Annotated in this window: 9 protein-coding genes; 3 read left to right on the forward strand and 6 right to left on the reverse strand. The window is 75.4% G+C overall.

Annotated elements, in window-relative coordinates; all coding sequences use genetic code 11:
* The first annotated feature begins 30 nt into the window (after positions 1-30).
* Positions 31-819: a type I methionyl aminopeptidase gene (map, locus tag KRAD_RS02115; RefSeq protein ID WP_011981584.1), complete on the forward strand. Its 789-nt coding sequence runs from the start codon at positions 31-33 to the stop codon at positions 817-819.
* A gap of 17 nt (positions 820-836) precedes the next feature.
* Here the strand turns inward: map and KRAD_RS02120 are convergent, their stop codons facing one another.
* Positions 837-2297, reverse strand: a complete 1461-nt coding sequence (locus KRAD_RS02120) for a protein adenylyltransferase SelO (protein WP_011981585.1) — start codon at positions 2295-2297, stop codon at positions 837-839.
* Positions 2298-2414: 117 nt separating this feature from the next.
* The gene (locus tag KRAD_RS02125) at positions 2415-4100 is read right to left on the reverse strand and encodes a ribonuclease J (RefSeq protein ID WP_011981586.1); all 1686 of its coding nucleotides are present in this window, start codon (positions 4098-4100) and stop codon (positions 2415-2417) included.
* A gap of 304 nt (positions 4101-4404) precedes the next feature.
* Here KRAD_RS02125 and KRAD_RS02130 point away from each other — a divergent pair, with 304 nt between their 5' ends.
* Both KRAD_RS02130 and KRAD_RS02135 read left to right on the forward strand, forming a co-directional pair.
* Positions 4405-5244, forward strand: coding sequence for a sulfite exporter TauE/SafE family protein (locus KRAD_RS02130; RefSeq protein ID WP_011981587.1), 840 nt, complete (start codon positions 4405-4407; stop codon positions 5242-5244).
* A 46-nt stretch (positions 5245-5290) separates the two neighbouring features.
* Positions 5291-7828, forward strand: a complete 2538-nt coding sequence (locus KRAD_RS02135) for an AAA family ATPase (RefSeq protein WP_011981588.1) — start codon at positions 5291-5293, stop codon at positions 7826-7828.
* Positions 7829-7872: 44 nt separating this feature from the next.
* On the opposite strand, the gene KRAD_RS02140 is transcribed toward KRAD_RS02135, so the two are convergent.
* From KRAD_RS02140 to KRAD_RS26385, 4 genes are all read right to left on the reverse strand, one after another.
* On the reverse strand, positions 7873-8361 hold the full coding sequence (locus tag KRAD_RS02140) for an SRPBCC family protein (protein ID WP_011981589.1): 489 nt from the start codon (positions 8359-8361) through the stop codon (positions 7873-7875).
* An 86-nt stretch (positions 8362-8447) separates the two neighbouring features.
* A complete protein-coding gene (locus tag KRAD_RS02145) occupies positions 8448-9575 on the reverse strand; it encodes an SDR family oxidoreductase (protein WP_011981590.1) in 1128 nt (375 codons plus the stop codon).
* 118 nt (positions 9576-9693) lie between these two features.
* The gene (locus KRAD_RS02150; RefSeq protein WP_011981591.1) at positions 9694-11343 is read right to left on the reverse strand and encodes an alkaline phosphatase D family protein; all 1650 of its coding nucleotides are present in this window, start codon (positions 11341-11343) and stop codon (positions 9694-9696) included.
* Between the two features lie 197 nt (positions 11344-11540).
* Entirely contained in the window at positions 11541-11798 is a 258-nt protein-coding gene (locus tag KRAD_RS26385) for a hypothetical protein (protein ID WP_041291845.1), read from the reverse strand.
* Positions 11799-12093: the final 295 nt, after the last annotated feature.

A 12093-nucleotide genomic window follows, 5' to 3' on the forward strand; every position in this document is an offset into this window, starting at 1 on the left:
GGACCGTCTGAACCGTGCGGAGGACGTCGCGTGATCGAGATCCTGAACCCCGGCGAGCTGGCCCGCGCGCGGGAGACCGGCGCCCTGGTCGCCCACGTCCTGCAGACGCTGAAGGCCCGCAGCACCGTCGGCACCAACCTCCTGGAGATCGACCGGTGGGCCCGGGACATGATCGAGGAGGCCGGGGCGGAGTCCTGCTACGTCGACTACGCCCCGTCCTTCGGGCGCGGCCCCTTCGGCCACCACATCTGCACCGGCGTCAACGACGCGGTCCTGCACGGCCTCCCCCACGACTACGCCCTCGCCGACGGGGACCTGCTGACCCTCGACCTCGCGGTCTCGCTGGCGGGGATCGCCGCCGACGCCGCCGTCAGCTTCGTCGTGGGCGACGCGCGACCCCCGGGGAGCCTGGCCCTGATCGAGGTGACCGAGCGCGCGCTGAGCGCCGGGATCGCCGCTGCCCGCCCCGGGGCGCGCGTCGGCGACGTCTCCCACGCCATCGGCTCGGTCCTCACCGGCGCCGGGTACCCGGTCAACACCCAGTTCGGGGGCCACGGCATCGGTTCGACGATGCACCAGGACCCGCACGTCTCCAACGCCGGGCGCCCCGGGCGCGGCTACGAGCTGCGCCCGGGGCTCGTGCTCGCGCTGGAGCCGTGGGTCATGGCCGACACCGCCGAGCTCGTCACCGACCCCGACGGGTGGACCCTGCGCAGCGCGACGGGTTGCCGGACGGCGCACAGCGAGCACACCGTCGCCATCACCGACGACGGGGCCGAGGTCCTCACCCTGCCCGCGGCGGCCGGCCTCCCGGGCTGACCCGGCACCCGCCGGGCTCAGGTGCCGCAGAAGGTCCGGTAGGCGCCGAAGTCCTCCGGGGCCGGGGCCGCGTAGCGCTCCAGCCCCGGACGCTCCTCGTAGGGCGCGTCCAGGACCTCCACGAGACGCTGCACCGGGCCGAGGTCACCGCCGGTCGCGGCGGTGAGGGCCTCCTCGACGAGGTGGTTGCGCGGGACGTAGACCGGGTTCACCCGGTCCATGGCCGTCCCGTCGGGGCTCAGGGCGAGCCAGCGCTCCAGCCAGTCCCCGAACGCCGGGTCCGCGACCAGCGCGCGCACGGGGGCGGCGTCCCCGCGCGCCGCGACGGCGAGGGCGCGGAAGAACGACGTGTGGTCGGGGCGGTCGCGGGTGAGCAGGTCCAGCAGGTCCCCGGTGAGCGGGGTGGTGACCGCGTCCCCGAGGTCGTCGGGCAGGCCGAGCTTGGCGCGCATCCCCCCGGAGTAGGCGGCGTCGTAGCGGGTGCGGAAGGTCCCCAGGGCCTCGGTGGCGAGGGCCACGGCCTGCTCCTGGTCCTCGTGCAGCAGGGGCAGCAGCGCCTCGGCGAGACGGGCGAGGTTCCACTCGGCCACGGCGGGCTGGTTGCCGTAGGCGTAGCGCCCGGCGTGGTCGATCGAGCTGTAGACGGTGGCCGGGTCGAAGGCGTCGAGGAAGGCGCAGGGCCCGTAGTCGATGGTCTCCCCCGAGATCGTCGTGTTGTCGGTGTTCATGACGCCGTGGACGAACCCCACGAGCATCCACCGGGCCACCAGCGAGGCCTGGGCGGCGACGACGGCCTCGAACAGCGCCAGGGGCGGGTTCGCGGCCGTCGCGGCGGCGGGGTGGTGGCGGGCGGTGGCGTGGTCGGCGAGGCGGCGCAGCAGGTCGGGGTCGCCGGTGGCGCGGGCGTACTGGAAGCTGCCGACGCGCAGGTGGCTGGCCGCGACCCGGGCCAGGACGGCACCGGGCAGGGTGGTCTCGCGGTGCACCGCGCGCCCGGTCGCCACCACGGCCAGGGCGCGGGTGGTGGGGATGCCCAGGGCGTGCAGGCCCCGGCTGACGACGTGCTCGCGCAGCATGGGTCCCACCGCGGCCAGGCCGTCGCCGCCCCGGGCGAACGGGGTGCGCCCGGACCCCTTGAGGTGCAGGTCGCGGACCCGGCCGTGGACGTCGACGAGCTCACCGAGCAGCAGCGCGCGCCCGTCGCCGAGGCGGGGGGAGAACCCGCCGAACTGGTGCCCGGCGTAGGCCTGGGCCACGGGCTCGGCGCCCTCGGGGACCTCGGTGCCCAGCAGGAGGCCCAGCCCCTCGGGACCGCGCAACCAGCGGGGGTCGAGGCCGAGCTCCACGGCCAGCTGCTCGTCGAGCACGAGCAGGTGCGGGTCGGGGGCCGCCTCCCCCTGCCAGGGGACCGCCATCTCGGGCAGTTCCCGCGCGAAGCGGTGGTCGAGGACGATGGTCGAGGACGGTGCCACGCTCATCTCGTCGAGGGTACGCCGGGTCGCGCCGGTACCCGGGGTCGGCGGCGGCCCGTCCCCCGCTCCCCCGGCGGTGGCCCGTCCCCCGGGGAGGACGGGCCACCGGTCCGGGCGGGCGCCTCAGGCGTCGATGACGACGGGGATGATCAGCGGCGCGCGCCGGTACGTCCGCCGGGCCCACGAGGCCACGGTGCGGGCGATGACGTCCTCGAGCTGGCGGGAGTCGGGGTGCCCGTCGGTGGCGGCCCGGGCCAGCGCCTTCTCGATGAGGGGCACGACGGGGTCGAAGGAGTCCCCGGCGTGGACGAAACCGCGGGCCAGGAAGTCCGGCGGGTCGGCCAGCTGCCCCGTGTCGGCGTCGATGATCGCGACGACGGCGAGGACGCCCTCCTCCGCGAGGGTGCGCCGGTCCTGCAGGGACGCCTCGGTGGCTCCCCCCACGACGGAGGCGTCGACGTAGACGTTGTGCACGGGCACCTTGCCCACCACCGACGCCCGGCCGTCGACGAGGTCGACGACGTGGCCGTTCTCGGCGACCACCACGTTGCGGGGGTCGACGCCGGTCTTGACGGCGAGGTCGGCGTTGGCGCGCAGGTGGCGCGACTCCCCGTGCACCGGCATCACGTTGGACGGCTTGACGATGTTGTAGCAGTACACGAGCTCCCCGGCGCTGGCGTGGCCGGAGACGTGGACCTTCGCGTTGCCCTTGTGCACGACGTTCGCGCCGAGGGAGGTCAGGCCGTTGATGACCCGGTAGACGGCGTTCTCGTTGCCCGGGATGAGAGAGCTGGCCAGCAGGACGGTGTCGCCCTCGCGGACGCGGATGACGTGGTCGCCGCCGGCCATCCGCGACAGCGCCGCCATCGGCTCCCCCTGGGAGCCGGTGCACACCAGGGTCACCTTCGAGGGCGGCAGCTTCTCCAGGACCTTGAGGTCCACGACGAGGCCGGCGGGGATCTTCAGGTAGCCGAGCTCCGCGGCGATGCCCATGTTGCGCACCATGGAACGCCCCACGAAGGCCACCTTCCGCCCGTGGGCGGCGGCCGCGTCCAGCACCTGCTGGATGCGGTGGACGTGGCTGGCGAAGCTGGAGACGATCACCCGTCGCGGCGACTTCCGGAAGACGGTCTCGATGGCGGGGATCAGCTCCCCCTCCGAGGCCGTGAACCCCGGCACCTCGGCGTTGGTGGAGTCGGTGAGGAAGAGGTCGACCCCCTCCTCGCCCAGGCGCGCGAAACCGCGCAGGTCGGTGATGCGCCCGTCCAGGGGGAACTGGTCCATCTTGAAGTCGCCGGTGTGCAGCACCAGGCCGGCGGCGGTGCGGATGGCCACGGCCAGCCCGTCGGGGATGGAGTGGTTCACCGCGACGAACTCGCAGTCGAAGGGGCCGAAGCGACGCTGGTCGCCCTCGGTGACCTCCACCGTGACGGGGCGGATGCGGTGCTCGGTGAGCTTGGCGGTGATGAAGGCCAGCGTCAGCCGGGACCCCACCAGGGGGATGTCCGGGCGCTCGCGCAGCAGGTAGGGGACACCGCCGATGTGGTCCTCGTGCCCGTGGGTCAGGACGATCGCCACGACGTCGTCGAGGCGGTCCCGGATGGAGGTGAAGTCGGGGAGGATGACGTCGATGCCGGGCTGGTGCTCCTCGGGGAAGAGCACCCCGCAGTCCACGATCAGCAGCTTGCCCGCGTGCTCGAAGACCGTCATGTTGCGGCCGATCTCGCCGAGGCCCCCCAGCGCGACCACCCTCAGGGCGTCTTTGGCCAGGCGCGGGGGGGCGCCCGTGTTCAGCCGTGGAGAACTCATCCGGGGATCTTAGCAAGGGCCCCCCGCCGGACCGGGCTCCTCGCTCCGCCCGCGGGGCCCCGCAGCGCACCCCGCGACGGGCCCGCGGTGGTGCCGGTCCCCCGGTCTCTGCTGTACTCGTCCCGGCCGCCGGCGGTGGCGCGGGCCGGGGAAGACCCGCGACGGCCGCCGGCGGTCCTCCGGCCCGTGACCGGGGCCACGCGCTGCGCGGCAGGATGACGCCCGTGCCCGCACCCCACCTCGACGCCCCCCGCCCCCACCGCCAGGACCGGCCGGGCGGCCACCCCGGCTCCGGCGGGCACCGGTGACCGCCTCCGCCGCCTCCGCCGCCTCCGCCGCGGCGTTCTTCCCCCCCGAGCTCACCCTCGCCACCCTCCTGCTGCTGCTGGTGGCCGCCTTCGCCGCCGGCTGGATCGACGCCGTCGTCGGCGGCGGTGGGCTCCTGCAGCTCCCCGCGCTCCTCCTCGTGCCGGGGCTGAGCCCCGTCCAGGCCCTGGCGACGAACAAGCTGGGCTCGATCTTCGGCACCACCACCAGCGCCCTCACCTACTACCGCCGCGCCCGCCCGGACCTGCGCACCGCCCTGCCGATGGCGGCCGTCGCGCTGGTGGGCAGCTTCGGGGGGGCCTCCATCGCCGCGGCGCTCCCGGTGGCGGTGTTCAAACCCGTCATCGTCCTGGCCCTGGTCACCGTCGCGGTGATCACCCTGCTCCGGCCCGCCCTGGGGACCACGACCGCGCTGCGCTTCTCCGGGCACGCCCACTACCGCGCCGCGATCGCCGTGGGTCTGGCCGTCGGCGTCTACGACGGGGTCCTGGGCCCGGGCACGGGCACCTTCCTGGTCATCGCGATGGTCAGCCTCATCGGGTACGACTTCGTGCAGGCCAGCGCCAAGGCCAAGATCGTGAACTTCGCCACCAACCTCGGCGCCCTGCTGTTCTTCGCCCCGCACGGCGCGGTCGCGTGGGGGCTCGGGATCCTCCTCGGGCTCGCCAACACCGCCGGCAGCTACCTGGGCTCGCGGATGGCCATCTCCAGCGGGACCCGGTTCATCCGCACCGCGTTCCTCGTCGTGGTCACCGCGCTGATCGTCAAGGTGGGGCACGACGTGTGGGTGGAGAACCTGCGCCCCCTCCTCGCCTGAGACCCGCCCCCGCGCCCGCGGGGGCGGCCGCACCTACGGTGGGCGGGTGCCGCACCAGGATCCCCCCGCCGGTCCCATCCGCGTGCGCGGTGCGCGCGACCACAACCTGCGCGACGTGGACGTCGACGTCCCCCGCGACGCGGTGGTCGTGTTCACCGGCGTGTCGGGTTCGGGGAAGTCGTCGCTGGCCTTCGGCACCATCTACGCCGAGTCCCAGCGTCGCTACCTGGAGTCCGTGGCCCCCTACGCGCGCCGGCTGATCCAGCAGGTCGCGGCCCCCCACGTGGACTCCGTCACCGGGGTACCGCCGGCGGTCGCGGTGCGGCAGAACCGTTCCGGGGCGTCCGCCCGCTCCAGCGTGGGGACGGTGACGACGCTGTCGAACTCCCTGCGGATGCTGCTCTCCCGCGCGGGGGACTACCCCGCGGGGGCGCCGCGGCTGGACTCCGACGCCTTCAGCCCGAACACCGCGGCCGGGGCCTGCCCGCACTGCCACGGGGTCGGCACGGAGTTCTCCGTCACCGAGGGGTCCGTCGTCCCCGACCCCTCCCTGAGCATCCGCGACGGCGCGGTCGCCGCCTGGCCCCGCGGGTGGCAGGGCAAGAACTTCCGCGACGTCCTCGCCGCGCTCGGCCACGACGTCGACGTCCCCTGGCGGGAGCTGCCGCGGGCGGAGCGGGACTGGATCCTGTTCACCGACGAGAAACCGGTCGTCACCGTGCACCCCGTCCGGGAGGCGGACCGGATCCAGCGGCCCTACCGGGGCACGTGGAACAGCGTGCGCGACCACGTGCTGACCACCTTCGCGAGCACCGGGTCGGCGACGGTGAAGGAACGGCTGCGCGGGTTCCTGCACCAGACCCCGTGCCCCGCCTGCGGGGGCCGCCGGCTGCGTCCGGAGGCGCTGGCGGTGCGCTTCGCCGGGCACGACGTCGTCGAGCTGTCGCGGTTGCCCCTGCAGCGCCTCGTGGGCCTGCTCAGCGACCTCGGCCCGGGGCCCGACGGCCCGGCCGCGGTGCTGGTGCGCGACCTGCTGGAGCGGGCGTCGGCCGTCGTGGACCTCGGGCTGGGCTACCTCGCGCTGGAGCGGGCGGTGCCGACGCTGTCGACGGGCGAGCTGCAGCGGCTGCGGCTGGCCACGCAGCTGCGGTCGGGGTTGTTCGGGGTGGTCTACGTCCTGGACGAGCCGTCCGCGGGCCTGCACCCGGCCGACACGGCGGCGCTGCGCGAGGTCCTCGCGGGATTGCGCGACGCCGGCAACAGCGTGCTCGTCGTCGAGCACGACATGGACGTCGCCCGCGGCGCCGACTGGCTGGTCGACGTCGGCCCCGGCGCGGGCGACGGGGGCGGGCGGGTGCTGCACAGCGGCCCGGTGGCCGGGTTGCAGGACGTCGCGGAGTCCGTGACGCGGGAGTTCCTCGCCCCCGGGCGCGTCCCGGCGACCCGCGCGCCCCGCGTCCCCACCTCCTGGCTGGGGGTGCGGGGCGCGAGCCTGCACAACGTCCACGACCTCGACGTCGACCTGCCGCTCGGGGTGCTCACGGCGGTGACGGGGGTGTCCGGGTCGGGGAAGTCCACCCTGGTCTCGGGGATCGTGGCCGACGCCGTGGCGCGCCACCTGGACGCCTCCGGCGCGAGCGGGCGGGCCGCGGTCGGCGCGGACAGCACGGTCGGCGGGAACAGCGGGGACGGCGCGGACGGCGACGGGGACGACCCCGGGCAGGACCCGGACGAGGAGGCCGTCGCGACGGCGGCGCGCGCCACCGTCGGCGCCCTCACCGGCGCGCGGGCCGTCACCCGCCTGGTCCGGGTGGACCAGCGCCCCATCGGCCGCACCCCCCGCTCCAACCTCGCCACCTACACCGGCCTCTTCGACGCCGTCCGCGCGGCGTTCGCGCGCGAACCCGAGGCCCGGGCCCGGCACTGGGGCGCGAGCCGGTTCTCCTTCAACGTCGCCGCGGGGCGGTGCCCGACGTGCCGCGGGGAGGGGGCGGTCTCCGTCGAGCTGCTCTTCCTGCCCGGCACGTGGTCGCCCTGCCCGCAGTGCCGGGGTTCGCGCTACGCGCCCGAGACCCTCGAGGTCACCCACCGCGGGCGCACGATCGCCGACGTGCTGGCCCTCACCGTCGACGAGGCCTGCGAGGCCCTGGACGACGTCCCCGCCGCGGTGCGCGGCCTGCAGGCGCTGCGCGCCATCGGCCTGGGCTACCTGCGCCTGGGTCAGCCCGCCACCGAGCTGTCGGGCGGGGAGGCCCAGCGCATCAAGCTGGCCACCGAGCTGCAGCGGGCCAGCGTGGCGGGGACGCTCTACCTGCTCGACGAGCCCACGACGGGCCTGCACCCCGCAGACGTCCGTCGCCTGCTCGCGCTGCTGCACGAGCTCGTCGACGGCGGCAGCACCGTGGTGGTCGTCGAGCACGACGCGGCCGTGCTGCTGGCCGCCGACTTCCTGGTCGACCTCGGTCCCGGCGGCGGGGACGCCGGGGGCCGCGTCGTGGCCACCGGGACCCCGGAGGAGGTCGTGCGCGCGGGGACGGGGACCACGGCGCACCACCTCGCCCGCCACCTCGTCCCGGCCCCCTGACCCGGCCCCCGACCCGGCTGAGCGGCTGACCCGCCGACCCGCGGTCAGCGCGCCGGGACCCGCCCGGCGGCCCCCGCCGCGGACCCCTCCAGGTACCCGGCCAGCGCCCGCAGCCGGCGTCCGGTCTCCCAGCGGAACACCCGCAGGGCGACGGCCTCGACGGGGCGGCGCAGCGGGGCCGGTGCCCCGGTGAACGTGAGGGTGTAGACCACCTCGCTGCGTCCGCCGTCGAGGTCGCGGTGCCGCATCGAGGCGGCCCAGCCGGCGAAGAACGGGGAACGGGAGGTCAACGTGACGGCCGCGAGGTTCGGGGGCCGGAAGGTGACGTAGCGGGTGCGGAAGGTCAGGCCCCCCAGCGTCCAGCGGGCGCGGCAGACGGCCTCGACACCGCGGGCGGGGGGCGCGCCGCCGACGGTGAACGCCTCGCGCAGCAGGGTGTCCCACCGCAGCCGGTCCGCGTAGTCGTGCACGACGTCGAAGGCCACGTCGGCGGGGACGGGCAGGACCTGCCGGACGACGGCGTGCGCGCTCACCGCCCCAGGCTGCCAGCCCCGGGCGGTGCGCGCGACGCGCGGTGCGGGCGGGGGCCGGTGGGTCGCCCGCCGGACCCCGGCGCCCCTCAGGACCGGGGCGGGACGACCTTCCGCTCGGCCAGGACGTCGAGCAGTTCGAGGAACCGGTCGATGCTGTCGTGGCACTCCCCGAAGCCCGCCCGGCGCACCTTGACGGTGCTCGTCACGTTGTCGAACTCGGAATGGAACAGGAAGTCCCCGAACTGCCAGCGCACCAGGTCCGCGTACGGCGTCGGGAGCAGGCCGTGACGCTGCACCGCCCGCTGCCAGGTGCCCTCGTGCATCGGCATGATCGAGCTGAGCGGGAAGTCCTGCGGCTCGTCGTGCTCCATGCCCAGGTGCTCGGCGATGGCGGCGTAGGCGTGGACCCAGCGGAACTGGTCGCCGTTGGTGACGTTGAAGACCTCCCCGGCGGCGGCGGGTTCCGAACCCGCCCACACGGTGGCGCGCGCCAGCAGTTCCGCGTCGGTCACCTGGTACAGCGCCTCACCGGCGGCCCGCGATCCGGGGAAGCGCAGCGGCAGGCCCAGTTCGCGGCTGATCGCGGCGTGCACGGCGACGACCGTGAGGATGTTCATGGGGTTGCCGGTGGCGAACCCCACGACCCCCTCGGGGCGCAGCAGCGTGACCCGGAACCCGCGCCGGGCCGCCTCCTCCCGCAGCAGGTCCTCCTGCGCGTAGTAGAAGTTCGGCACCAGCAGCCGCGGGTCCCGCTCGCGCGCCGGGGTCTTGAACCCCTTGAGGTGGGCTCCGTAGGCCTTGCCGCCCTGGTAGAGGGTCACGTGCTGCAGGGGGGCGTCCCCCAGGGCGTCGAGGGTGTTGCGCAGCAGGGCGAGGTTGTCGTCGATCTGCTGCTGCTCCCCGCCGCGCTCGACGTAGGCGCCGAACACCAGGTGCGTCGTGTCCCGGGCCGCGGCGAGCCCCTCGCGCGCGCCCCGCGCCTGCGACAGGTCGACCGCCAGGGCCTCCCAGTCGACGCCGGGCTGGTCGCGGCGGGCCGCGCCGCGGACCTTCCACCCGGGGATCGCGGCGTACTCGGCGGCCGCGTGGGCCCCGATCACCCCCGCCGACCCGGCGACGAGGGCCACCCCGGGTCGCGCCGCGGCGGCGGCCAGGGGGTCGAGACCGCCGGCGGGGCTGGCGCCGTCACGGGCGGGGGCGGTGGGGGTTTCCATCACGGTGGTGGTCCTCAGGTGCTCGGGAGCGGTCGCGCCGGCGGGCTCGACGCTCCCCGCACGCTAGGACGGCCCGGCCCGCACCGCCCGCCGGGGCCGGCGGTGCGGGCCGTGGGGCTCACGCCTCCTGCAGCCCCGGCCGGCCCGCTTCGACGACGAAGCTGGCCCGGGTGCTCACCGGCGACCCGGGCTGGGACACGCGGTCCAGCACCCGGAAGTCGGCCCGCAGCTCGTCGCGGTCGAGGCGGGCCACGACGTAGCCGCGCTGGTCGTTGGCGAGCTTCAGGTCCGGGTTGTCCCTCAGCTCGCTGTCCCGGGTGGGGTAGACGTCCCCGCCGTCACCCCCGGAGGTGATGGAGGTGCAGACCAGTTCGACCCCGACGGGGGCGGAGTCCGGGTCCGCCGCCACCCGGGCCAGGTCGGCGGCGTAGTGCTTGTGCACGTCCCCGGTGAGGACGACGGGGTTCGCGACCCGGCGTTCGGCGAAACCGTCGAGGAGGCGCTGACGGTTGGCGGTGTACCCGTCCCAGGAGTCGGGGTTGAAACCGCGGTCCACGCCGGGGACGTAGTCGTGCTCGTGGAACATCACCTGCTGGCCGATGACGTCCCAGGTGGCGGCGGAGGACTCCAGGCCGTCCAGCAGCCACGTCTCCTGCTGCTCCCCCAGGATGCTGCGCCCGGGTTCGTCGCGCTCGGGGCCGGCGGCGGGGAACTCGTCCCCGCCGGGCTGGTCGTCGCGGTACTGGCGCGTGTCGAGCACGTGGAACGCCGCCAGCCGGCCCCAGGTGAGGCGGCGGTAGAGCTGCATGTCGGCGCTGGTGGGGCGCGCACGGGTGCGCAGCGGCATGTTCTCGTAGTACGCCTGGTAGGCCGCGGACCGGCGCGCGGTGAACTCCTCCAGGGTCGGGTAGGGCTCCTGCTCCTCCGCGACGAGGTCGGCGTAGTTGTTCTCGACCTCGTGGTCGTCCCAGGTGACGATCCACGGCGCGACCGCGTGCGCGGCCTGCAGGTCGGGGTCGGCCTTGTACTGGGCGTGGCGCAGGCGGTAGTCCGCGAGGGTCCGGGTCTCGGGCCCCATGTGGTCGCGGACGTTGTTGCCCGAGGGCGAGACGTACTGGTTGGCGGCGTACTCGTAGATGTAGTCCCCGAGGAAGAGGACCACGTCGGGCTGTTCCTCGGCCAGGCGGCGGTAGGCGGTGAACCAGCCGTGCTCGTACTGGGCGCAGGAGGCGAAGGCCATCGTCAGGGGGGTGCCCCAGGACCTCGCGGCGGGCGCGGTGCGGGTCACGCCGACCGGGGAGACCTCGCCCCCGGTGCCGGCCAGGCGGAACCGGTAGAAGAACTCCCGGCCGGAGGGGAGGCCGTTCACCTCGACGTGGACGCTGTGCCCGAGCTGGGACACGGCGTAGGTGCGGCCGCGGCGCACGGTGCGGCGGAACCCGTCGTCCTCGGCGATCTCCCACTCGACCGGGACGTCGCGCTCGGGCATCCCGCCGCGTCCGTCCTCGGCGTAGGGCGAGGGCGCCAGGCGCGTCCACAACACGACGCCGTCGGGGGTGGGTTCCCCGGAGGCGACCCCGAGGGTGAAGGGGTTCCCCAGCCGCCCGGCGGCGGACTTCGCCTGCCGGGCGGGGGTCTGGGCGGCGGAGGCGCTCCAGCCGCCGGCGATCAGCAGGCCGGCGCCGGCGGCGGCGCCGAGGACGGTCCGGCGCCCGTGGGGGTGGCCGGTGTCGGTGGGAGCGCTGCGGAGGGGTTCGGGCAGGGTCACGGGGGTTCCTCACGGGGGGCTGGGGAGCGGTGGGCGGCGTTGCGACGCAACCGGTCGGGGACGACCATGCTCCGGTCCCGGAACCTCGCGGGTGCCGACGCGGGGAATCCGCGTGAACGCTGGGTGACCACGCAGGGGGGAACGCTCAGGGCACCCTCACCCGGCAGGGGCGGGGTTCCCTGGGCGCTGCGGCGCCGTCAGCGCAGTTCGTGCGCCCAGGCGCTGGCCCACTCGTCCGCGGCGCCGCTGTCCAGGGCGTCGCGCAGGTCGAGCAGCGCCGTGAGCCGGTCGGTGCCCAGCCCGACGAGCGCGACGACCGTCGCCGCCCGGACGGCGTCGTCGTCGAGGTCGTCGCGGGTGAGCCGGTGCAGGTCCGGCAGCGGGGCCGCGGCTCGTCGCGGTCCGCGCCGGTGCTCGACGTGGTTCCACAGCTCGTGGACGTCAGGGGTGGCCATGCGTTCCTCGCTCGTCGTTCGTCGTGCCTCGGGGTCGCGGGGCGCCCGGCTCGGTCGCAACCGGCCGCGATCGCCCCACCCCCGGTGCAACAGCGCCCGGGCCCCCTCCGAAGCCGGCGGGACGTGTCGGGTGCATCACGTCCCCCGGGCGGAGGCCGGTCCGCGGACCGGGCGAGGACGGTCACCGCCCGGAGGCGTTCCTCCGGTCCGGTGGTCCCCCCTCCCCCGACCGGGTGAACCTCGCCCGGCGATCACCGGGCGCGACGTTCCTGGCCTAGGTTCCGCGAAGTGCGGC

The sequence above is a fragment of the Kineococcus radiotolerans SRS30216 = ATCC BAA-149 genome (assembly GCF_000017305.1).
Classification (GTDB): Bacteria; Actinomycetota; Actinomycetes; order Actinomycetales; family Kineococcaceae; genus Kineococcus; species Kineococcus radiotolerans.

Coding starts and splice junctions, on each gene's coding strand:
- KRAD_RS02125 (WP_011981586.1), bottom strand. CDS start 4,100: ATGAGTTCTCCACGGCTGAACACGGGCGCCCCCCCGCGCCTGGCCAAA.
- KRAD_RS02120 (WP_011981585.1), bottom strand. CDS start 2,297: ATGAGCGTGGCACCGTCCTCGACCATCGTCCTCGACCACCGCTTCGCG.
- KRAD_RS26385 (WP_041291845.1), bottom strand. CDS start 11,798: ATGGCCACCCCTGACGTCCACGAGCTGTGGAACCACGTCGAGCACCGG.
- KRAD_RS02145 (WP_011981590.1), bottom strand. CDS start 9,575: ATGGAAACCCCCACCGCCCCCGCCCGTGACGGCGCCAGCCCCGCCGGC.